Annotated in this window: 19 protein-coding genes and 1 pseudogene; all 20 read left to right on the top strand. The window is 46.0% G+C overall.

Features of this window, described 5'->3' with window-relative positions; genetic code table 11:
* The first annotated feature begins 3 nt into the window (after nt 1-3).
* Complete coding sequence (locus QZL69_RS12000) at nt 4-1704, top strand: serine/threonine protein kinase (protein WP_022215445.1); 1701 nt, start codon at nt 4-6, stop codon at nt 1702-1704.
* 11 nt (nt 1705-1715) lie between these two features.
* Nucleotides 1716-3329 (top strand): serine/threonine protein kinase, encoded by a 1614-nt coding sequence (locus QZL69_RS11995; protein ID WP_158583626.1) that lies wholly within the window; start codon nt 1716-1718, stop codon nt 3327-3329.
* Nucleotides 3330-3337: 8 nt separating this feature from the next.
* Nucleotides 3338-3778: a VWA domain-containing protein gene (locus tag QZL69_RS11990; RefSeq protein ID WP_022215443.1), complete on the top strand. Its 441-nt coding sequence runs from the start codon at nt 3338-3340 to the stop codon at nt 3776-3778.
* Nucleotides 3779-3780: 2 nt separating this feature from the next.
* Nucleotides 3781-4662, top strand: a complete 882-nt coding sequence (locus QZL69_RS11985; RefSeq protein WP_022215442.1) for a hypothetical protein — start codon at nt 3781-3783, stop codon at nt 4660-4662.
* Between the two features lie 99 nt (nt 4663-4761).
* On the top strand, nt 4762-6108 hold the full coding sequence (locus tag QZL69_RS11980; protein ID WP_022215441.1) for an MATE family efflux transporter: 1347 nt from the start codon (nt 4762-4764) through the stop codon (nt 6106-6108).
* A gap of 9 nt (nt 6109-6117) precedes the next feature.
* Nucleotides 6118-7956, top strand: coding sequence for an ABC-F family ATP-binding cassette domain-containing protein (locus QZL69_RS11975; RefSeq protein WP_022215440.1), 1839 nt, complete (start codon nt 6118-6120; stop codon nt 7954-7956).
* A gap of 193 nt (nt 7957-8149) precedes the next feature.
* A complete protein-coding gene (gene tnpA / locus QZL69_RS11970; RefSeq protein ID WP_022215439.1) occupies nt 8150-8560 on the top strand; it encodes an IS200/IS605 family transposase in 411 nt (136 codons plus the stop codon).
* Nucleotides 8561-8879: 319 nt separating this feature from the next.
* Nucleotides 8880-9149 carry a zinc ribbon domain-containing protein gene (locus QZL69_RS11965; RefSeq protein ID WP_022215437.1) on the top strand — a complete coding sequence of 90 codons (270 nt, stop codon included), beginning with the start codon at nt 8880-8882 and terminating at the stop codon, nt 9147-9149.
* A gap of 178 nt (nt 9150-9327) precedes the next feature.
* Nucleotides 9328-10386, top strand: a complete 1059-nt coding sequence (gene plsX / locus QZL69_RS11960) for a phosphate acyltransferase PlsX (RefSeq protein ID WP_022215436.1) — start codon at nt 9328-9330, stop codon at nt 10384-10386.
* A 1-nt stretch (nt 10387) separates the two neighbouring features.
* Nucleotides 10388-11077, top strand: a complete 690-nt coding sequence (rnc, locus tag QZL69_RS11955) for a ribonuclease III (protein WP_022215435.1) — start codon at nt 10388-10390, stop codon at nt 11075-11077.
* A 19-nt stretch (nt 11078-11096) separates the two neighbouring features.
* Nucleotides 11097-14657, top strand: a complete 3561-nt coding sequence (smc, locus tag QZL69_RS11950) for a chromosome segregation protein SMC (protein WP_022215434.1) — start codon at nt 11097-11099, stop codon at nt 14655-14657.
* Between the two features lie 15 nt (nt 14658-14672).
* Nucleotides 14673-15626, top strand: a complete 954-nt coding sequence (gene ftsY, locus QZL69_RS11945; protein ID WP_022215433.1) for a signal recognition particle-docking protein FtsY — start codon at nt 14673-14675, stop codon at nt 15624-15626.
* A 39-nt stretch (nt 15627-15665) separates the two neighbouring features.
* The gene (gene ilvA / locus QZL69_RS11940; protein WP_022215432.1) at nt 15666-16877 is read left to right on the top strand and encodes a threonine ammonia-lyase; all 1212 of its coding nucleotides are present in this window, start codon (nt 15666-15668) and stop codon (nt 16875-16877) included.
* Between the two features lie 105 nt (nt 16878-16982).
* Nucleotides 16983-18896 (top strand): BMP family ABC transporter substrate-binding protein, encoded by a 1914-nt coding sequence (locus tag QZL69_RS11935; RefSeq protein ID WP_022215431.1) that lies wholly within the window; start codon nt 16983-16985, stop codon nt 18894-18896.
* 16 nt (nt 18897-18912) lie between these two features.
* Nucleotides 18913-19533: a metallophosphoesterase family protein gene (locus QZL69_RS11930; protein WP_022215430.1), complete on the top strand. Its 621-nt coding sequence runs from the start codon at nt 18913-18915 to the stop codon at nt 19531-19533.
* A gap of 516 nt (nt 19534-20049) precedes the next feature.
* A complete protein-coding gene (locus QZL69_RS11925) occupies nt 20050-20301 on the top strand; it encodes a type II toxin-antitoxin system Phd/YefM family antitoxin (RefSeq protein WP_022215429.1) in 252 nt (83 codons plus the stop codon).
* Nucleotides 20302-20446: 145 nt separating this feature from the next.
* Nucleotides 20447-20542, top strand: a pseudogene (locus tag QZL69_RS14105) (DUF7724 family protein); the annotation flags it as partial.
* A gap of 38 nt (nt 20543-20580) precedes the next feature.
* Entirely contained in the window at nt 20581-20721 is a 141-nt protein-coding gene (locus tag QZL69_RS14100; protein ID WP_442852507.1) for a DUF7723 family protein, read from the top strand.
* 265 nt (nt 20722-20986) lie between these two features.
* A complete protein-coding gene (ylxM, locus tag QZL69_RS11920) occupies nt 20987-21310 on the top strand; it encodes a YlxM family DNA-binding protein (RefSeq protein WP_022215428.1) in 324 nt (107 codons plus the stop codon).
* Nucleotides 21311-21313: 3 nt separating this feature from the next.
* On the top strand, nt 21314-22660 hold the full coding sequence (gene ffh / locus QZL69_RS11915) for a signal recognition particle protein (RefSeq protein ID WP_022215427.1): 1347 nt from the start codon (nt 21314-21316) through the stop codon (nt 22658-22660).
* Nucleotides 22661-22749: the final 89 nt, after the last annotated feature.

Raw genomic sequence — 22749 nt, 5'->3', positions numbered from 1 at the left:
CCTATGGAAGAAATGGTAAAAAGCGGTTATCTTATCCGGGAACAGATCGGGCAGGGAGCTTTCGGAGTGATTTACCATGCTCTGGATGAAAAGAACCACCGGGAAGCTGCGATAAAAGTCTGGAAGGCAGGAAGTGAGACAGAAATCTTTTCATATGAAAACAGTCCTTTTCTGCGGGAAGAACGCATTCCCGGGATCGTAAAGATTTATGATTATTTTGAAAAAGCCGGAATGAATTTTCTGGTCATGGAATATCTGCCGGGTGGGACTCTGAAAGAACAGATGAGCACGATCCGCAGCGAAAAATCTCCTGAAAAAATCCTGGATTTATTTAAACAGGTGATGGAGGGGCTGGCTTTTCTGCACAGCGAAGGGCTGGTTCATTGTGATTTAAGCCCGGATAACCTGATGTTTGATGAAACGGGGAATCTGAAGCTGATTGATCTTGGAGCCTGCCGTGGAAGTGGGATTTCCTGCGAGAAAAACTTTCTGAAAGATGGATACAGTGCACCGGAGCAGTACACGAACACAGAGCGGATTGGACCATGGACGGATGTTTACGGACTCTGCGCGGTTCTTTATGAAACATTGAGTGGGGAGAAAATCCCATCGGCAGCACAACGCCTCCAGAAAGATGAACTGAGACCTCTTTCTACATACATTAAAATAAACCGACAGGTGGAGCTGGCAGTTATGCATGGTCTGCGGCTGGAAATACAACAGAGATATTTCAGTATAGAACTTCTTCTTCATGGATTTGGAACCGCGGCCGAAGAGCTGGAAGCCCTTGCAGGAAGTACCCGTCATTTCTGGGGGCAGAAATGGATTCAGATCAGTGGGCAGGGAATCGGATATCATTGTGAAGGCCAGAAGCGAAGCCGGCGTATGGTAAGGAGAATTGCGCTGGGAACGATGGGAATTGTTCTGGCGGGAGCTTTGTTTTATGGTGGTGATCTGTGGTTCCAGAATCATTATCCGGTACAGTATTTCAAAAGAAAGGCCGATAATGCCAGAAAGGCAGGCGTTGCCAGAGAGGATGACAGGCTGGTTTCCAGTCTCAGCCAGAATTACAGCAAGATTCTGGAACAGCTTACAGAGTATGCACCGGAAGCCGGAGAGAAACTGGAAGCAGGCAGTATTTCCTGCGAACTTACGGAAGCGCAGCTGCTTAAATGGAATGTGCCGGATAACTTCGGACGGAAAATGTATCTTGACAAAGAGTCGATCAGAAAAGCACTGTTTCTGGAGATGGGATTTTACAAAGAAGATATTCAGATAAAAACAGACAAAGACTGCACAGGTTTTGTCAGCCGCAGTGTGGACGGATCTTATGAAATGCTTAAGAATACTTCCAGTGCAGAAGAGACATATCGTGTGCAGTTTCCCGAGAAAGAAACAGAAACATACAAAATCGTCTATGATCCGACAGACAAAAGAGTGATCAGCCTGTATGGAAGCATGACTGATCCCAGGCGGCTGGAAAGTTTTGTGAAAGCATTGTTTCCGGTCTGCTGTCCGGAGGGATATCTGACGACAGATGAGATTGGAGATATTCGGGAACAGCTGAATGAATCAGAAGACAGTATCATTATTCAGGCGGCACCTCACGGCTGGATCAATTTTTTTAGTCGGATTGATGCAGAGAATAAAGTGGTACAATATTATGTCAAAATAGCTGCTTCTGATGCAGGACTTCTTCACTGATGGAAAAAGATATGGGAAAAACAACACAAAAAAGATATGTAGGAAATAATCGATATTGTCTGGAAAAAACACTTGGAAAAGGTGGTTTTGGAATTACCTGGCTTGCAGTCGACCAGGAAAATGAGCAAAAAGTTGTAATAAAAGAATTGTGTCCTCCGCCTGGAGAAACAAGGGAAAAAGAAATCCGAAATTTTCTTCGTGAGGCGAGAGTGATGGCTTCTCTGCATTCTGTAAAAGAAATCGTAAAGGTTTTAAATTATTTTGAGGAACAGGGAAATGCGTATATTGTGATGGAATACCTGAGGGTGACAAGTCTGAGATATTATCTGGAATGCCAGGATGAACCGTTGTCTTTTGAAAAAGCGCGGAATCTGCTCCTTCCGGTTATGGATGGACTGGAACAGATGCATAAGAAACATATCCTGCACAGAGACCTGACACCGGATAACCTGATGCTTCGGGAAAATGGCAGTCTCTGTATTATAGATTTTGGTTCTGCACGGGAAATTACAGAGGATGACCGGACAAAGACGGTTCTCTTTAAAAGCGGGTATGCTCCACCGGAACAATATCAGGCACATGGGAAACAGAAAGCATGGACGGATGTTTACAGTCTCTGTGCGGTGCTTTATGAGATGATCACAGGAGCGATTCCGGAAGACTCTCTGCTCCGCAAAGAAAAGGATACCCTGTATCCACCATCTATGTATGGGGCAGAGATCACACCGGAACAGGAAAAGGCACTGCTCAGAGGAATGGCACTGGATGGTCATGACCGTTATGCTTCTATAAAAGAACTGAAAGAAGCACTTCTGGAGGAAAAGAAACCGGAATGGTCCACAAATCAAAAGGAAAAGAATAAAAATCAGAAATTCAGAATCCGTACAGCAATGATTCTGGGAGCGTGCATGACAGGTGTTCTGATGGCGGGGAACAGCCTGAGGGAGAAAGAACAGGAAGTGCATTACGCAGGAAATTTTGACAGAAGGGCAGAAGAAGCACAGAAATTCCTGGAATTGATTCGGACAAATGCAGTTTCTTCGAAGGAAACAGAGGATGGGAAAAGCATTATTTATGAACTTTCAAAAAAAACAGTCAGCGAATATGGGTATCCATGTAACAGAGTTCGTTTTTCAAGAACAGATAAGGATCTGGATGCATATCTGACACAGGAAAATTTTTCTTATAAAAAAGAAGAAAAAGAAACGGAATGTACGGCAGCAGTCAGTGAATATGGACTTACAGAAACGGATTTTCACCAGGATACAGAGTATCAGATAGAAGATTTCTGCACGATCACAGCAGAAAGAGATCTGGTCAATGGGGATATTCTGGAACTTACAATGACGTGCCAGAAAGGAAAGGGAATTGAACCGGGAGAACTGGCTTCGAAACTTCTTTTGTTTCTTGCAGATGCAGAAGACCCGGATAACAAAACTGCCGGAGATCTTATTGCAAAAGACCGGGAACTCCAGAATCAACAAGATACAGGGAGCATTCATATGTATCAGTGGGAAGAGGGGATTCTGATTTTCAGAGAGAGCCGGGAAGATTTCCTGAAAATCCAGATCGTTCCGCGAAAAAAATACCAGTTTTTTCAGGAAAGCGCATATTCGGCAGAGTAGGAGGAGCAATGGAAAAGAAAACTACAGAATTTGTTTATATCATAGACCGCAGCAGGTCAATGCATGGGAAAGAAAAAGAAATCATAGAACGCTTTAATCACTGGCTTACACAACAGAAGCAGAAAAAAAGTCCGTTTCTGGTAACGCTGGCACTGTGCAATGAAGAATGTGAACTGCTTTATTGCCGGATGCCGCTGAAATATGTGAAACCACTGGATACTTTTACCTATTATACAAAAGGTTATACTGCCTATACGGACCGGGCAGAAGAAGTACTGGATCTGGTCTGTGATCTCATGCCGCCAGCAAAAAGACAGGAAGTAAGCCTGCATCTGATCACAGACGGGCTGGATAATTCTAGCGCAGAAGAAGACCGGGCAGAGTTCAACGAAAAACTGGAAACTCTGGAAAAAAAGGGATGGAAAATAATGAAAGAAAAGGAGATATAGTTATGAAAAGAAGTTTTAAGGCAATAAGTGCAGCAGTGGCTGCAGCAATGACGATTAGCGGAATGGCAGCAGTTCCATGTTATGCAGGAATCAAGATTCCGTTTATTGGGGAAATTGGCGGATCGTCCGTAGAAGATCCGGAACTGGAATCCATGTTTGGAAGAAGCCTCAAAGAAATGGCAGGGAAATTTGACGGTATGTCTGAACCTTACTGGAATATGGGCGTGACCAGTTCTTCTAATGGGCAGGTGACTTTATTCAGTGCAGATTCCAGTAATGGAGGAGATGGCATTACACAGATTCAGCTTACAGGGAGCGGGAATCCATACTGGCTGATGGGAGTAGATACCGGGATGTCATACAGCGATGCAGGAAATGAACTGTCAGGAAAGGGATTCCGGTGCATGCCGTCAAAACCGGTCTACTATGACAGAAACGGCAATTATGTGGCTCTGGACGGACAAGATAATAATCTGACGGTGACAATGTCGCATGTCACACTGGGATCACACACAGACAAAACAGAAGTTTCTCAGTATATGGGAGAAAACCTGCGGGAGATTTTTTTTGAAATAGATGACGTAGGTGCAAGGACAGAAGGAGAAGATACCGTAGTAGAAAATGATCAGGTAATGTTTTATGCCAGAGGACAGGCAGTGGAGCTTTCTGATCTTACAATATCCAAAATCGTACTTAAGCAGTCAGGAGGAGAATATTGCATGTACGGTTATCAGCCAGGTGATGCATGGGATTCACTGTATCCGGGAATGCAGGAAGGCGGCAGCGGTGAGTGGTTCGATCCGGCAGGAAATGTCTTTTCCATGTATTCTTCCACAGACCCGTTAAATCCGCAGATCGTATTGTCTGATCCTTCTCAATGGTAAAAATACATTGCTTTTCCCATTTCCCTCTGCTATACTGACAAGGATAAGGATGAGAAATCGAATGGACTCGAAAGAGTATGAAATGGGGGAGTTATGTAAATGGATGAGAAGAATCAGATTACGGAAGGTGTGATCTGGAAACAGCTTCTGATCTTCTTTTTTCCGATCGTGATCGGGACATTTTTTCAGCAGATATATAACACGGCCGACAGCATTGTTGTCGGTCGTTTTGTAGGTAAGGAAGCTTTGGCGGCTGTCGGCGGTTCGGTAAACCAAATTGTGAACCTGGTCGTGGAAGTTTTTGTCGGACTGACGTCCGGTGCGTCCGTGATCGTGGCGCAGTTTTACGGGGCAAAAGATAAGAAGAACCTGAATAAGACACTTCATACATCTTATGCATTTGGTATTGTGACAGGATTTGTGGTGGCTGTGGTCGGACTTCTGGTTACAAATACAGTGCTTGAGCTTATGAAGACTCCGCAGGAACTGATGGCAGATTCCAGGCTTTATCTTCATATTTATTTCTGCGGCATGATTTTTAATATCATTTATAATATGGGGGCGTCCATCCTCCGCGCAGTGGGAGATTCCAGAAGACCGCTGTACGTGCTGATGGTTACCTGCGGGCTGAACATTGTCCTTGATATCCTGCTTGTGGTGATTTTCCGTCTGGGTGTTATGGGCGTTGCGATCGCGACTGTGAGCTGTCAGGGAATCAGTTCCATTCTGGTCACGGCAATGCTTATGAAAGAACATCCGCTGTTCCAGCTGAAACTAAGGGAGATCCGTTTTTACAGAGTTTCCCTTAATTCTGTCCTTCGGATCGGTATTCCTGCGGCACTGGAAGCGACCATGTATACCATCGCCAACCTGATCATTCAGGTGTTCGTAAATGAACTGGGAACAGATACCGTCGCAGCGTGGGGAACTTTTGCAAAGATCGATGCGGTTTACTGGATGGTCGTAAATGCATTTGGCATTTCCATCACGACTTTTGTAGGGCAGAACTACGGGGCAGGTAAGGTAAAAAGAATGCGAAAAAGTGTCGGCATCTGTCTTGGGATGTCATATGCCGGTGCGATTCTTGTAAGTGGAGTGCTGTATGCGCTGGCAGGCCCGCTTTATCGGCTGTTTACGACAGATGAAAATGTTGTACGGATCGGTGTGGATATGATGCATTTCCTTCTGCCATCCTATTTCATGTATGTGGTGATCGGGATCCTTTCCGGTGCACTTCGAGGGGCAGGCAGGGTCCTTGTGCCGATGCTGCTCACCTGCGGAGGAGTCTGTCTGATCCGTATTGTGTGGATGTTCGGTGTATTTCCGGGACATCCGGGGATCAATACGATCATGCTGAGTTACCCGGTATCCTGGGGCATCACGGCAGTTTTGTTCATTATTTATTATTTCAGAAAATTTCCAAAAGTAAAAAACGTACAGGAGTGAGATTATAGAATGAATGTTTTGAATCTGGAGCATATCAGTAAAGTTTATGGAGATAAAGTGATCTTTGATGACATTTCCTGCGGGATCCATCAGGGAGACAAGATCGGGATCATCGGCATCAATGGAACAGGAAAAACAACCTTCCTTCGGATCCTTGCCGGACTGGAAGAAGCAGATGAGGGCCAGGTGATCACGCAGAACGGACTTCGCATCACCTATCTTCCGCAGCACCCGCAGTTCCCGGAGGGCGCAACGATCCTTTCCTATGTGACGCAGGGGCAGAAGGAACAGAGCTGGAATCCGGAGACAGAGGCACATATGGTTCTCAACAAACTGGGGATCGAAGACCATGAAGAAGAGATTGAACATCTCTCCGGTGGTCAGAAAAAGCGTGTGGCGCTGGCGGCAGTTCTTGTAAACCCAACGGATGTCCTGATCCTGGACGAGCCGACCAACCATCTGGACAATGAGATGGCTTCCTGGCTGGAAGATTACCTTAACCGTTTCAAGGGCGTTGTGATCATGGTAACACATGACCGATATTTCCTTGACCGTGTGACAAACAAGATCCTCGAGATCAGCCATGGCAAGCTTTACAGCTACGAGGCAAAATATTCAGAATTCCTGGAACTCAAGGCGCAGAGAGAAGAGATGGAGATGGCTTCCGAACGCAAGAAACAGAGTATCCTGCGCATGGAGATCGAGTGGGCCAAGCGTGGCTGCCGTGCGAGAAGCACCAAGCAGAGGGCACGTCTCGACCGTCTGGAGGCAATGAAAAATTCCACAGCCCCGGTGCGCGACAAAAACGTAGAGATCGACTCCGTGGAGACAAGAATGGGCAAAAAGACGATCGAACTCCATCATATTTCCAAGCGTTTTGGTGACAGAATCTGCATCCGTGATTTTGACTATATCGTGCTCAAGAACCAGCGTCTCGGTATCATTGGACCGAATGGCTGTGGCAAATCCACCCTGCTCAAGATCATCGCAGGCATTATCGAGCCGGACAGCGGTGAGGTAGAGGTCGGAGATACCATCAAACTGGGATATTTTTCCCAGGAGATCGAGGATATGAACAGCAGCCAGCGAGTGATCGATTATATCAAAGATGTTGCTGAATTTATCCCGACGAAGGACGGACTTATCAGTGCGTCGAAACTTCTGGAGCAGTTTTTATTTGACCCGGCGATGCAGTATGCGCCGATCGAGAAGCTTTCCGGTGGAGAAAAGAAGCGTCTCTATCTCCTTAAAGTCCTGGCTGCGGCACCGAACGTCCTTCTTCTTGACGAGATCACGAACGATATCGATATCCCGACACTTACGATCCTGGAAGATTATCTGGATTCTTTTGCCGGAATCGTTATTGCAGTATCCCATGACCGATACTTCCTTGATAATATCGCAGACCGTATCTTTGAGTTTGACCGCGAGGGAAATCTTACCCAGTACGAGGGCGGCTATACAGATTATCTGGAGGCAAAGAAGCGCAGAGAGGGAAGCAGTGATGCAGGAAGTGCTGAGCCTTCCAAGGTAGCAAAAACTGCCGAAGAAGCACCAAAGGCAGAAAAAGATTCTGTCAAGACCTGGAAACAGAACCGTCCGTCCAAACTAAAATTCAGCTACAAAGAACAGCGGGAATTTGAGACCATCGATGATGATATCGCAGCGCTGGAAGCACGAATCGAGAAACTGGACGCGGAGATCATGGCAAATGCGACAAATTCCGGCAAGTTAAACGAGCTTACCCAGGAAAAAACAGAAGCAGAAGCGCAGCTGGAAGAAAAAATGGACCGCTGGGTTTACTTAAACGACCTCGCAGAGCAGATCGAAGCCCAGAATAACAATTAATAAATTATGCGGTTTTTATTGATTTTCGTCGAGTTCTTTAGGATACTAAGCGGGAATCATCGGTAATTCAATTGCCGAGATAAAAGCGTGAATTGTGCATGTCTGCACATGTATATAATTATATTAAATATATAAAAGAAAATATGTTCGATATATTATTGATGTTAAAACAATCTTATGCTATATTATATGTATGAAAGAAAATCTCATACATTACAGGACTTGCGTATGCAATATCAATTACCATATGGTGTGGTCAGTAAAATATCGACGTAAGATATTAAGTACAGAGATCGAATCTTATCTGCAGGAGCTGGTACAGGAGATTGCAGCAGATAAGGGATTTACGGTTCATTTATTTGAATGTGGAGAGGGGGACCATATCCATTGTTTTGTATCTGCACCACCCAAGTTATCCATAACTGCTATTGTTAAATATCTGAAAGGGATCACAGGAAGAAAATTATTTGAACGTTTTCCGGAAATAAGGAACCAGCTGTGGAAAGGAGAGCTGTGGAATCATTCCTATTATGTGGAAACCATCGGATCTGTATCAGAAGAAAATATCCGTCGTTATATCGAACGTCAGAGCAAAGCCTATTGAAATCCAGGAGGGAAAGAAATGCTGCTGTCGCAGAAGACGTCTGTAAAGATCAGTCAGAAAAAAAACCATAAAAGTGATCTGTGGTACAGGCAACTTCCATCCCAGACGGCACAGGAAACTTGCAAACTGCTGGATAAAGCCTGGAAATCTTTTTATGCTTTAAAGAAGTTCGAAGGGGTCAGGGAGCCAAACCCGCCCCGTTTTAAAAAACAAAATATGCGGATCACCTATATGCAGATGGGGATCGTGCACGAAACTGGCACAGACAGGATACGGCTGTCACTGCCAAAGGAACTGAAGATCTATATGGAGAAGGAGTATGGGACACAGAACGAACCAGAAATTCCATGGACTGCCTTACAATAAATTGTATATCATGCTGGAATATAAGCTGAAGATGTATGGGATACGTCTGGAAAAACAGAAAGAATCATACAGCAGTCAGTGCAGTCCGGTGTCACCGGAAGTATCAAAAAAATATGCAGAGCCATCCAACCGAAAAAAACGTGGATTGTATGTGGCGGGGAAAAAGAAACTGCTGTCCGTAACCGGACTGAAACAGCCCCAAATAATAAAAGTAGCTGCGTAGCAAAAAAGCAAGCAGTAGTAGTGGCATGGACCCACCCTGAAAAATGCGGTATCCCGCTTTGATTCAGATGCTCTGGTAATTTGTTGCCGAGTAGTTCACTATGATAAAGTGTAAATCTTTTATATTTTCAGAACAGATTTGTAATTTGACATAAACAAAAACAGCAGGAGGAAAAATTATGGCAGAAGTAGTTAGAGTAGTTGTAGATGCCATGGGTGGCGACTACGCCCCGGTGGAACCTGTAAAAGCAGCCGTGGAAGCAGTCAAAGAGCGGGATGATATTCAGGTGATCCTGACAGGTGTGGAGGATGTTGTCCAGGCAGAACTTAAAAAATATCAGGATTATCCGAAGGACAGGATCCAGGTGGTCAATGCCACAGAAGTAATTGAAACCGCAGAGCCTCCTGTATTTGCAATCCGCAAGAAGAAAGATTCTTCGATCGTAGTGGGACTCAAGATGATCAAAGAAAAGAAAGCCGATGCATTCGTTTCTTCCGGAAGTACCGGAGCTGTCCTGGTTGGCGGACAGGTACTTGTCGGACGAAGCAAAGGTGTAGAGCGTCCGCCTCTTGCCCCGCTGATCCCGACAGCCAAGGGAGTATCCCTCCTGATCGACTGTGGTGCCAATGTAGACGCAAGACCGTCCCATCTGGTACAGTTTGCCAAGATGGGTTCTATCTATATGGAAAATGTAGTAGGCATCAAGAATCCGCGTGTTGCTATCGTAAATAACGGCGCAGAGGAAGAGAAGGGAAATGCACTGGTCAAAGAAACTTTCCCTCTTCTCAAGGAGATCGAAGGCATCAACTTCATCGGAAGCATTGAGGCAAGAGATATTCCGGCAGGTTATGCAGATGTCATCGTCTGCGAGGCTTTTGTCGGAAATGTCATCCTCAAACTGTATGAAGGTGTCAGCTCCGAGCTGATCCACAAGATAAAAGAAGGAATGATGAGCACTTTAAAGAGCAAGATCGGTGCGCTCCTCGTGAAACCGGCACTGAAACAGACACTCAAGAGCTTTGACGCGACAGAGTACGGCGGAGCACCGCTTCTGGGTCTCAAAGGACTTGTAGTCAAGACACATGGAAGTGCGAAATCAGTCGAGATCCGCAATGCGATCTTCCAGTGTGTGCAGTTTAAACAGCAGAAAATAAATGAAAAAATCGCCGAGCGTATTCTTCCGCCTCATTATGAAGCCCCAGAAACACCGGCAGCAGAAAAAGAAGGACAGAAATAATATGGAAGAATTGGAACAGATCATAGGATATATTTTTCAGAATAAGAAACTTTTGAAACAGGCACTGACACACAGCTCCTATGCCAACGAGAAAAAGCTTGGCAAACTTGGATGTAATGAACGTCTGGAATTCCTGGGCGATGCGGTACTGGAACTTGTCAGCAGTGATTTCCTGTATGCACGTTTTCCGCAGATCCCGGAGGGAGAACTCACCAAAAAGAGAGCCAGCCTTGTGTGCGAGCCGAGCCTTGCCTACTGTGCGAGACAGTTTGGACTCCCGAAATTCCTTCTCCTTGGACGTGGAGAGAACATGACCGGAGGACGAAACAGAGATTCTATCGTATCCGATGCGACCGAGGCACTCCTTGGCGCGATTTACCTTGACGGCGGATTTGAGCCGGCGAGAGAGTTTGTGCTGAATTTTATCCTGAATGATATCGAGAGCAAGCAGCTTTTCTATGACAGCAAGACGATCTTACAGGAGATCGTTCAGGAGAAGGGTCTCCAGCCGGTGGAGTATATCCTCACAGAGGAAAAAGGTCCGGACCATGACAAGCAGTTCAGCGTAGAAGTAAGAGTAAACGGTGAAGTGTACGGCTGTGGCACCGGCCACACCAAAAAGGCCGCAGAGCAGGCGGCAGCTTACCAAGCGATCCAGGAGAAAAAGCTGGAAGCTGTAAGCGTCAAATGAAATAAATTGCAGGTGAACTATGTATTTAAAAAATATTGAAGTATATGGCTTCAAATCGTTTGCCCAGAAGATCAATTTTGAATTCCACAACGGGATCACCGGTATCGTCGGACCGAACGGAAGTGGAAAGAGCAATGTCGGCGATGCCGTCCGCTGGGTTCTCGGAGAACAGAGTGCGAAGCAGCTTCGAGGCGGCAATATGCAGGATGTCATTTTTTCCGGCACAGAGTCCAGGAAGCCCTTAAGTTTCGCATCGGTGGCGATCACACTGGACAACAGCGACCACAAGCTTCCGGTGGATTTTAATGAAGTGACTGTCGCGAGACGGCTGTACCGTTCCGGGGAAAGTGAATATCTGATCAATGGCAGCAGCTGTCGTCTGAAGGATATCCAGGAAATGTTTTATGACACCGGTATCGGCAAGGAAGGCTACTCCATCATCGGACAGGGTCAGATCGACAAGATCTTAAGCGGCAAGCCAGAGGACCGCAGGGAGCTTTTTGACGAGGCAGCGGGAATCGTAAAATTCAAACGAAGAAAAAATACCACGATCAAGAAGCTGGAAGAAGAACGCCAGAATCTTGTCCGTGTGACAGATATCTTGAGCGAGCTGACCAAACAGCTCGGCCCATTGGAGAAACAGTCCGAGACAGCAAGGATCTATCTTGCCAAGCGGGAGGAACTTAAGACACTGGATGTCAATCTTTTCCTTCTGGAATACGAGCAGAGCGTTCAGAATCTGGAAGAACTGGAGCAGAAACTTTCGAATGCCCAGAGAGAACTTGACGAAGCCCAGAAAGCCTATGAGCGCACCAAAACAGAATACGAACGTCTGGAAGAAGAACTGGAAACGCTGAATGAGCGTCTGGATTCTCTTAAAGAGGAACAGCAGCAGAATGCCCTTGGAAAGCAGCAGTTTGAAGGTCAGATGCAGGTCCTCGAGGAGCAGATCCTTGCGGGCAGACAGAGCAGTGAACATTTCAAATCCCGACTGGCAACGCTCAAGGAAGAACTTGCACATCGCCGGGAAGAGCAGGAAAACTTAAGCGAAGAGAAACTGACGATTCACGAAAAGTTAAAAGAGATCCGAAAGAATCTCAAGGAGGAAGAGAAAGAACTCGAAAATATCGCTTCCAATGTAGAAGAATGCACCAGTGCGGTGGAGGACGGCAAGAATGAGATCATCGAGATCCTCAACAGCCGTGCCACGACCAAGGGAAAAGCGCAGCGATTTGATGCGATGATCGAGCAGCTCGATATCCGTAAGGCAGAAGTAAGCCAGAGGATTCTTCGCTTAAAGAGCGAGGAAGAAGTCCTCGAAAATGATCGCAGCCGTTATCAGCAAGCTTATGACGAGATCACAGCTTCGATCCAGGAAGGCAATGAGGAATGTACCCATTTAAGTGGAGAAGTACAGAAACTTCAGACGAAACTGCAGGAACAGAGCAGGGAGATAGAGGCAGGACAGACCGCCTACCACAGAGAGGCATCCCGTCTGGAATCCCTGCGGAATATTACAGAGCGTTATGACGGCTATGGCAACAGTATCCGGAGGGTCATGGAACAGAAGGCAAAAGAACCGGGTATCCGGGGCGTTGTCGCAGATATCGTCCATGTGCAGAAGGATTACGAAGTTGCGATCGAGACAGCACTTGGCGGAAGCATCCAGAATATCGTAACGGACAATGAACAGACGGCGAAGCGGATGATAGGTTTCCTGAAGCAGAACCGTTATGGCCGTGCGACCTTCCTTCCACTGTCGAATATCAGCGGAAGAGGCGGCTTTACACAAAGAGATGCGCTGAAGGAACCGGGAGTGATCGGAACGGCGAACACACTGGTCCAGGCAGATGCAGAATACAGTGAACTGGTACAGTATCTTCTCGGCAGGGTTCTGGTGGTGGACAATATCGACCATGCGATCGCGATCGGCAAGAAATACCGCCACAGTCTCCGAATGGTCACGATCGAAGGTGAATCCTTAAGCCCGGGCGGTTCCATGACCGGTGGTGCGTTCCGTAACAACAGCAATCTCCTCGGCCGCCGCCGTGAGATAGAGGAGCTGGAAAAAAACGTCGCACTTCGTAAGAAAGAACTGGAAACGACCCAGCGATCGATCCTTAAAAACCGTGAACAGCGAAATAAACTCCGTGACACGATAAACGAACTCCAGCAGAAGCTCCGTGGACAGTACATCGAGCAGAATACCGCGAAGATGAACCTCGAACAGCTTCAGGAAAAGGCACAGGAGATCCAGAAAAATTACCGTCAGATCGACCGCGATCAGGATGAGCTGAGACATCAGGCATCGGAGATCCGTGAGGATCATAAGAATATTGCAAAAGAGCTCGAAGATTCCCAGAAAGACGAGAAAGAGCTGGAAACCTTTATCGAGACGAAGCAGGCCGAGCTGGATGAATGGAAAGCAGAAGAGACTGCCAAACAGAAGAAACTGGAGCAGATTCGTCTGGATTCTTCCGCGCTGGAACAGCAGGAACATTTCCTTCAGGAAAACTTAAGCCGACTGCAGTCAGAGATCAAGACTTTTGAAAAGGAATCCGAGGACCTGCTTACCAGTCTCGCACAGAGCGGCGATGAGATCACCCGAAAAGAAGGCGGCATCCAGGACCTTAAAAAGGCGATCGAAGACTGCCGTAAAAAAGACGAACAGCTTCTTGCACAGAGACAAAAATGTGAGACAGAGAAGGAAGAGAGAACCGAAAGCCACAAGGCATTTTTTGAGAAGAGAGATCATCTTTCTGAGAAGACCACACTTCTGGACAAAGAATGTTTCCGTCTGCGCAGTCAGGCAGAAAAGGTCGAAGAACAGCGGGAAGGCAGGATCTCCTACATGTGGGAAGAGTATGAGATCACTCCAAATAACGCGCTTTCTTACAAAAAAGAAGAGCTCGATGATTTTCAGGAGATCAAAAAAGACGTTGCCCGCATCAAAGAGGAGATCCGCAGGCTCGGTTCCGTCAACGTCAATGCAATCGAGGATTACAAAGAACTTCTGGAGCGTCACACTTTCCTGACGACCCAGTATACAGATCTTGTCAAGGCGGAGGAGACGCTGGAAAATATCATCCAGGAACTGGATGAGGGAATGCGGAAGCAGTTTACCGAGAAATTCCAGGATATCCAGAGGGAATTTGACAAGGCATTTAAGGAACTGTTCGGTGGAGGCAAGGGAACGCTGGAACTGGCAGAGGGAGAAGATATCCTCGAAGCCGGAATCCGGATCATCTCACAGCCGCCGGGCAAAAAACTTCAGAATATGATGCAGCTCTCCGGTGGAGAGAAAGCGCTGACTGCGATCGCGCTTCTATTTGCGATCCAGAACCTGAAACCGTCTCCGTTCTGTCTTCTTGATGAGATCGAGGCGGCGCTGGATGATTCCAACGTTGGACGTTTTGCATCTTATCTTCAGAAGTTGACGAAAAATACACAATTTATTATAATAACACATAGACGCGGCACGATGAATGCCGCAGACCGGTTATATGGTATCACCATGCAGGAGAAAGGCGTATCCACCTTGGTTTCCGTAGACCTGGTCGAGAACCAGTTAACCAGATAACGAGGAGGTATGAAAATGGCTGAAGAAAAAAAAGGATTTTTTAAACGTCTGGTCAGTGGCCTTACCAAAACAAGAGACAATATCGTTGCCGGATTTGATTCAATTTTCAGTGGTTATTCCAGCATTGATGAGGATTTTTATGAGGAACTCGAAGAAATCCTTATCATGGGAGATATCGGGATCAACGCAACATCAGCAATCATAGAGAAACTGAAAGAACAGGTTTCCGAACAGCATATCAAGAACCCGGCAGAGTGCAAGCAGCTTTTGATCGACGGGATCAAAGATCAGATGCGTGTTGACAGTACAGAATACGCATTCGAAAACCAGAAATCTGTGATCCTTGTGATCGGTGTCAACGGAGTAGGAAAGACAACTTCCGTTGGTAAACTTGCCGGCAAACTCAAAGATCAGGGAAAGAAAGTCATCCTTGCAGCAGCAGATACCTTCCGTGCGGCAGCAGGTGAGCAGCTTGCACAGTGGGCAAACCGTGCAGGTGTCGACCTTATCGGCGGACAGGCAGGAGCAGACCCGGCATCTATCGTATATGATGCGGTGGCAGCAGCCAAGGCAAGAAATGCAGATGTCCTGATCTGTGACACCGCAGGAAGACTTCACAATAAGAAAAACCTTATGGAAGAACTCCGCAAGATCTACAGGATCCTTGAGAGAGAATATCCGGAGGCATATCTGGAAACGCTGGTCGTTCTCGACGGAACAACAGGACAGAATGCGCTGGCACAGGCAAAGCAGTTTGCAGAAGTTGCCAACGTAAACGGAATCATCCTTACCAAACTGGATGGCACAGCAAAAGGTGGTATTGCGGTGGCAATCCAGTCAGAACTTGATATTCCGGTCAAATACATCGGTGTCGGCGAGCAGATTGATGACCTGCAGAAATTCGATGCAGATGTATTTGTCAATGCACTGTTTGACGTAGACGAGAAAGATCTTGGTACAGAAGAATAAATAAACTGTTCACAGAAACAGAACGAGGAGGAGCAAAAGATGCTTACATTAGAGAGCTTTGAAGAGGCAGCAGAGATCGTAAAACAGGTAACACAGGAAACAAAGCTGATCAAGAGCGCATATTTTTCAGAACTGACAGGAAACAAGGTTTTCTTGAAACCGGAGAACATGCAGCGTACCGGCGCATACAAAGTGCGTGGCGCATACTACAAGATCAGCACACTTTCCGAAGAAGAGAGAGCGAAGGGACTGATCGCTGCATCAGCAGGAAACCATGCACAGGGTGTTGCTTACGCAGCACATAAATTCGGTGCAAAGGCAGTCATCGTTATGCCGACTACCACACCGCTTATCAAAGTAGAGCGTACCAAGAGCTACGGCGCAGAAGTCATCCTCAAAGGTGATGTTTACGACGAAGCCTGTGCTTACGCGCTGGAACTGGCAGAAAAAGAAGGATACACTTTCATCCATCCATTCGATGATCCGGCTGTTGCAACAGGACAGGGAACCATCGCCATGGAGATCGTTCAGGAGCTGCCGCTGGTAGATTATATCCTGGTTCCGATCGGAGGAGGCGGACTGGCAACAGGTGTTTCCACTCTTGCCAAACTTCTGAACCCGCACATCAAAGTCATTGGTGTTGAGCCATCCGGAGCTGCCTGCATGAAAGCTTCCATCGAGAAAGGCGAAGTTGTCACTCTTCCTTATGTAAATACGATTGCAGACGGTACTGCAGTACAGACACCGGGCGAGCAAATCTTCCCGTACATCCAGGAGAATCTGGATGATATCATCACAATCGACGATGATGAGCTGATCGTTGCTTTCCTTGATATGGTAGAAAACCACAAGATGATCGTTGAGAACTCCGGACTTCTGACAGTCGCAGCACTCCGTCATCTGAACTTCACTGGCAAGAAAGTCGTATCCATCTTAAGTGGTGGAAATATGGATGTGATCACCATGTCTTCTGTTGTTCAGCATGGCCTGATCCAGAGAGACAGGATCTTTACTGTTTCTGTCCTGATCCCGGATAAGCCGGGTGAACTGGTACGTGTTGCATCCATCATTGCAGAAAACCAGGGCAACGTCATCAAACTGGATCACAACCAGTTCATCAGCACCAACCGTAACGAGGCAGTGGAACTTAAGGTAACACTGGAAGCATACGGAACAGAGCACAAGAACAAGATCGTTCAGGCTCTGGAAAAAGCAGGCTGCAGACCGAAAGTGATCCGTGCAAGCCTGTAATCATAAGAAATTCTGATAAAAGAAAAGCAGGGGATTCAGACCGGAGAGGTCCGGATCCCCTTTTTGGCCAAATAGAATAACCACTTAAAAAGGGGGTAATTTTTTATGACATATGTATCAGAAGATTATATCAAAGCATATAAAATGGGCAAAAAAGATTATCAGGCAAGGATGATGCGAGGCGAAGTCCCGACGCTTAAAGTCCTTGATGATATCCTCCCGTCCAGAGGTTCTTATTCTGAAGTTCCGCTGGGACTTGTCCAGATCCCGATCGATCAGATCGTAGGAACAAAGAGCGGCGGCAGAAGCAGTGCGTTTTCCGGAAATTTCATGCCGATCCTCAGGGAAAACACGGAGTTTGCCTACAAATGGAGTGTACTGATCGACAGTCACCTCAAAGAAGGAATCCATGACCCGGTCAAAGCTTATGAGTACATGAATAAGTTCTATATCGAAGAGGGAAACAAGCGTGTCAGCGTCCTGAAATACTGTGATGCTGTCTCTGTTCCTGGAAACGTGACAAGGATCCTTCCTGCAAGGACTGACCAGAAGGAAAACAAGATCTACTATGAATTTGTGGATTTTTATGCGCTTTCTCAGATCAATTATATTTATTTTTCCAAACTGGGAAGTTTTGCGAAGCTGCAGGAAGCAGTAGGAAAAGGCCCGAAAGAACTCTGGACAGACGATGACAAGCTGAATTTCAGTTCTGTATATTCCAGATTTGCAGCAGAGTATGAGGCTGCCGGCGGTAAGAAGCTTTCGATCACGACGGGGGATGCATTCCTGGCATTTCTGACAGTTTATGGTTATGAAGCGCTCTGCCAGAAGACAGTAAGCGAACTCAAGACCCTGGTCGCAAAGAGCTGGGAAGAGTTTGAACTTCTCGAACATGACAATGTCATTGACCTGAAACTTGACCCGAACAAGGAGAAAAAGCCTCTGCTCAACCGTCTGCTTCCACTCAGTGCACCGAAACTTAAGATCGCTTTTCTCTATGCAAAGACACCGGGAACTTCCGCATGGACTTATGCACATGAACTGGGAAGGCTTCATCTGGAGCAGACTTTCCCAGAGGAAGTTACGACCATGTGCTATGAGAATCTGACACCGGAACTTGCAGAAAAAGCGATCTCCGATGCGATCCAGAAGGGCTGCAATATCATTTTCACAACGACACCGGAGTTTGTACAGGCAAGTGTGCAGGCCGCGATCGCCAATCCGAATGTAAGGATCCTGAACTGTTCGCTGAACACTTCCCACCGTTACATCCGTACCTATTATGCGCGTATGCATGAAGCGAAATTCCTGATGGGAGCGATTGCCGGTGCGATGGCGGAGAACGGCCAGCTTGCGTACATTGCAGATTATCCGATCTTTGGAACAATCGCAAATATCAATGCCTTTGCCCTGGGTGCCAAGATGGTGAACCCGAGAGCAAAGATCTATCTGGAATGGTCCACGCTTAAGGATGTTGACCTGGGACGCGCAATGGAAAATGTGCAGAAAAAGGGTGTGACAGTCGTTTCCGGTAAAGATATGGTGATTCCGGAAGAAACTTCCAGATATTTCGGACTTTATCATCTGGAAAACGGTGAACCGCACAATATCGCCATGCCTCTGTGGCACTGGGGTAAATTTTATGAGCAGCTGATCCGCACGATCATGGATGGAACCTGGAAATATGATGACAATTATGAAACAAAAGCGATCAACTACTGGTGGGGACTTTCTGCCGGCGTTGTAGATGTCATCCACTCCCAGAATCTGCCGATCGGAACGAGACGTCTGATCCGGCTTCTCAAAGACAACATCACCAGGGGAGAATTCAATCCGTTCTCGGGAGTTCTGTACTCTCAGGATGGAATGGTACAGTCAGATCCGAACAAGGCTCTTTCTCCGGAAGAGATCATCACCATGGACTGGCTGGCAGAAAACGTTGTCGGTTCGATTCCGACACGAAAAGAATTAACAGAGCAGGCCAAACCGGTTACACAGCAGTCTGGCCTTGAGAATTAGAGGGGAAACGCAATAAATGAAAATACTTGCCATAGCGGATGAAGAATCCAAGTATCTGTGGGATTATTTCGAAAAAAGCAAACTGGAAGGGATCGATCTTATCATCTCCTGTGGAGATCTGGATCCGAGATATCTTTCTTTTCTTGCTACGTTTACATCGGCGCCGGTCCTTTATGTTCACGGGAACCACGATGACAAATACGAAAGGATCCCGCCGGAGGGCTGCATCTGCATTGACGACAAACTTTTTGTCTATGAAGGAATAAGGATCCTGGGGCTTGGCGGTTCCATGAGATACAAGCCAGGCGTCCATCAATATACAGAATGGGAAATGCAGAAGAGAGTGCTGAAACTCTACCCGAAGATCTGGTTTAGGGGAGGCTTCGACATCCTCGTGACCCATTCCCCTGCCTACCAGCTAAACGACGGCAGAGATCTCCCGCACCAGGGCTTCAAGATCTTCCGCCGCCTTATGGGAAAATACCACCCCAAATACTTCCTCCACGGACACGTCCACATGTCATACGGAAGAAAACACAAACGCTACGACAAATACGAAGAAACCAACGTGATCAACGCCTTCGACCGCTGCGTCTTCGAATTCGAAGCCGAAGAACCCGGGAAGGAGCTGGAATAAAGATTATTTGTCAAGAAAAAACACTTGATATAGATTTCTGAGAAAGACAGGAAATACAAGGCTTTGCGGGAGATGGAATTTGATTCTGTGACAAATTTGTGACAAATGGAGAAAAATTCATAGAAATACCGAGATCAGGCATATTGATTTCCGGAAATACATATGCTATAATTGCCATAGGCAAAAAAAGAAGTAATAATGTTCAATGCAAAGCGAAAGCCCTCAGTACTGGGAATACTGGGGGCTTTCTTTTTGTGCTTTTACGGTGCGCTAACCGAGGCTAGTTGCTGTTGTTATCGCTTGTCTAACCATTTGTTGATGAGGTGGCAAACCACACCAGCCGCAACAGCGATTAAAAAAGAAGTAATTGGATCCAATACAAAGCACCTCCCCTCTGTTGCCAGATTTGGGAGCAGCAACGTATATAGTATAGCATAAATAAGAACAAATTGCTCTTTGGCGCGTGAGCTAAAATCATAACAGCAAGAAAAATACTATGAGAAGGCTGGTGAAATTATGTTAGCAGTAACTTATTCTATAATCAGAAATAAGTTAAAGGATTATTGCAATCAGGCAACAGACAATCACGAGACAGTCATTGTTACTCGTAAAGGTGAAAAGAACGTTGTAATCATGAGTCTTGAAAAATATAATCAGCTCGAAAAGGCTGCCCGCAATGCAGAATATCTTGCCATGATAGATCGAGGAATTACTCAGTTGTTAGCAGGAAAAGGCCAGGAGCATGAACTAATTGAGGCGGATGAATGAGTTCTGATTAATGTTCAATGCAAAGCAAAATCCCTCAGAGTGGCAGATCTGAGAGACTTTTTTGGGGGAGGATTTTGAGAAAGAATGGGATAAAGGTTATCTGGTTGTAATGGCGAAGTACAAAAATCTGAATGAGGTAGAGTAGTATATTGATCTTGTTCCGATTCTTCAAAATTTATATTATGATGTAGATGAATTCCTTACACCGGTAAAGGAGGTTCAGATTGACTATGCAGCTTGATATTAAAAAGATAGCAGATGCAGCAGATATGATCATTAATGGGTATGCTTAATCTGAATAAACCAAACCATGCAGCGGTTATATATGATAATAAGATAGTGGAAACTAATATGGATGATATCGAAAATCAGATAGTACTGGATTATTATTTGAACAATAAGCAGTTTATGGAGGATTAGCCATGCCCAAATATTATGAATTTAAAGTATGTGGCTATTGTAAGAAAAATCAGAGCTTTTATTAAAGAACACTATAAAGAAATGTACCTGAAATGGATTGAGATTGCTGATACCGGTTTTTATGGTGAAAAATAGTAAACATTAAGCAATTATAAAAAGATATGTGAATTTTGTGGTAAAGATGAAATAAGAAAAATTAACTTTGTCAAGAAAAAACACTTGACACCCGCACCAAAATAAGTTATGATACCCAAGGTGGTTACAAATGGAAAAAATTGTGGAACAGACATTGTTATATGATTTTTATGGAGAATTGCTTACAGAGCGGCAGCAGCAGGTATATGAGAGCGTTGTTCTGGAGGATTATTCTCTGAGTGAGGTGGCAGAGGAACTAGGGATCAGCCGCCAGGGTGTTCATGATATGATCAAGCGCTGCAATCATACACTGGAAGAATACGAGGGCAAGCTTCATCTGGTAGAGAAGTTCCTGAGTATCAGAGAGCAGGTCCGTCGGATCAAACAGATCGCAGCCACTTATCAGGCACAGGAGATCACAGAGATCTCCAATGAAATTTTAGAGGAGTTATAACGCATGGCATTTGAAAGCTTGACGGAAAAATTGCAAAATGTATTCAAAAAGCTGAGAAGTAAAGGCCGACTTACAGAGGAAGATGTTAAGATTGCTCTGAAAGAAGTCAAGATGGCTCTTCTTGAGGCGGATGTAAACTTTAAGGTCGTGAAGCAGTTCACGAAATCTGTACAGGAACGTGCAGTCGGACAGGATGTAATGAACGGACTGAATCCTGGACAGATGGTGATCAAGATCGTTAATGACGAACTTGTAAGCCTGATGGGAAGCGAGACAACAGAGCTTCCCCTGAAACAGGGAAATGAGATTACCGTACTGATGATGGCAGGTCTTCAGGGTGCAGGTAAGACAACCACAGTTGCCAAACTTGCAGGCAAGCTCAAATCCAAGGGAAAACGACCGCTCCTAGTCGCATGTGACGTCTATCGTCCGGCAGCGATCACACAGCTTCAGGTCAATGGCGAGAAGCAGGGCGTAGAAGTTTTTTCCATGGGAGACAAGCAGAACCCGGTTGACATTGCAAAGGCAGCAATCGAGCATGCCAAAGCCAATCAGCAGAATGTAGTTCTTCTCGATACCGCAGGCCGTCTTCATGTTGATGAAAACATGATGCAGGAACTTGCAGATATCAAGGCGAACATACAGGTAGATGCAACACTTCTCATTGTAGATGCAATGACAGGTCAGGATGCGGTAAACGTAGCCAAGACTTTTGTTGATAAGGTCGGGATCGATGGTGTGATCCTTACCAAGATGGATGGCGACACCCGAGGCGGTGCGGCACTTTCCATCAAAGCAGTAACCGGAAAGCCGATCCTCTATGTAGGTATGGGTGAGAAGCTTTCAGATCTGGAGCAGTTCTATCCGGAACGTATGGCTTCCAGAATTCTGGGAATGGGAGATGTGATGAGCCTCATCGAGAAAGCAGAGGCGGCACTCGACCAGGATCAGGCAGCAGAAATGCAGAAGAAGCTCAAAAAGATGGACTTCGACTTCAACGACTATCTGACCAGTATGGAGCAGATGAACAAGATGGGCGGTATCGGCAGCATCCTCAACATGCTCCCGGGAATCGGCAACAAGGCCAAGGATCTCGAGGACATGATCGATGAGAAAGCACTTGACCGTACCAAAGCGATCATCCTTTCCATGACCCCGGCAGAGCGGACCAATCCGGGAATCCTCAATGTATCCCGCAAGAACCGCATCGCCAGAGGCGCAGGAGTTGACATCGCAGAAGTCAATCGTCTGGTCAAACAGTTTGAGCAGAGTAAGAAACTCATGAAACAGATGCCTGGAATGATGGGCGGTAAAATGGGTAAAAGAGGCGGCTTCAAGCTTCCTTTTTAAATAAATCAACCAATAAAAATACAAAGATATCATAATGGAGGAAACAAAAAATGGCAGTTAAAATCAGATTAAGAAGAATGGGACAGAAA

The sequence above is a fragment of the Blautia sp. CAG:237 genome, assembly GCF_000436615.1.
Taxonomy (GTDB): Bacteria; Bacillota; Clostridia; order Lachnospirales; family Lachnospiraceae; genus Blautia_A; species Blautia_A intestinihominis.
Note: the sequence above shows the minus strand (reverse complement) of the source record. Positions and strands in the feature narration are given on the sequence as shown.

Coding starts and splice junctions, on each gene's coding strand:
- QZL69_RS11990 (WP_022215443.1), top strand. CDS start 3,338: ATGGAAAAGAAAACTACAGAATTTGTTTATATCATAGACCGCAGCAGG.
- QZL69_RS14100 (WP_442852507.1), top strand. CDS start 20,581: ATGGGTATGCTTAATCTGAATAAACCAAACCATGCAGCGGTTATATAT.
- QZL69_RS11980 (WP_022215441.1), top strand. CDS start 4,762: ATGGATGAGAAGAATCAGATTACGGAAGGTGTGATCTGGAAACAGCTT.
- QZL69_RS11925 (WP_022215429.1), top strand. CDS start 20,050: ATGTTAGCAGTAACTTATTCTATAATCAGAAATAAGTTAAAGGATTAT.
- rnc (WP_022215435.1), top strand. CDS start 10,388: ATGGAAGAATTGGAACAGATCATAGGATATATTTTTCAGAATAAGAAA.
- ilvA (WP_022215432.1), top strand. CDS start 15,666: ATGCTTACATTAGAGAGCTTTGAAGAGGCAGCAGAGATCGTAAAACAG.
- QZL69_RS11965 (WP_022215437.1), top strand. CDS start 8,880: ATGGGACACAGAACGAACCAGAAATTCCATGGACTGCCTTACAATAAA.
- plsX (WP_022215436.1), top strand. CDS start 9,328: ATGGCAGAAGTAGTTAGAGTAGTTGTAGATGCCATGGGTGGCGACTAC.
- tnpA (WP_022215439.1), top strand. CDS start 8,150: ATGAAAGAAAATCTCATACATTACAGGACTTGCGTATGCAATATCAAT.
- ffh (WP_022215427.1), top strand. CDS start 21,314: ATGGCATTTGAAAGCTTGACGGAAAAATTGCAAAATGTATTCAAAAAG.
- QZL69_RS11975 (WP_022215440.1), top strand. CDS start 6,118: ATGAATGTTTTGAATCTGGAGCATATCAGTAAAGTTTATGGAGATAAA.
- QZL69_RS11935 (WP_022215431.1), top strand. CDS start 16,983: ATGACATATGTATCAGAAGATTATATCAAAGCATATAAAATGGGCAAA.
- QZL69_RS11930 (WP_022215430.1), top strand. CDS start 18,913: ATGAAAATACTTGCCATAGCGGATGAAGAATCCAAGTATCTGTGGGAT.
- ylxM (WP_022215428.1), top strand. CDS start 20,987: ATGGAAAAAATTGTGGAACAGACATTGTTATATGATTTTTATGGAGAA.
- smc (WP_022215434.1), top strand. CDS start 11,097: ATGTATTTAAAAAATATTGAAGTATATGGCTTCAAATCGTTTGCCCAG.
- ftsY (WP_022215433.1), top strand. CDS start 14,673: ATGGCTGAAGAAAAAAAAGGATTTTTTAAACGTCTGGTCAGTGGCCTT.
- QZL69_RS12000 (WP_022215445.1), top strand. CDS start 4: ATGGAAGAAATGGTAAAAAGCGGTTATCTTATCCGGGAACAGATCGGG.
- QZL69_RS11995 (WP_158583626.1), top strand. CDS start 1,716: ATGGGAAAAACAACACAAAAAAGATATGTAGGAAATAATCGATATTGT.
- QZL69_RS11985 (WP_022215442.1), top strand. CDS start 3,781: ATGAAAAGAAGTTTTAAGGCAATAAGTGCAGCAGTGGCTGCAGCAATG.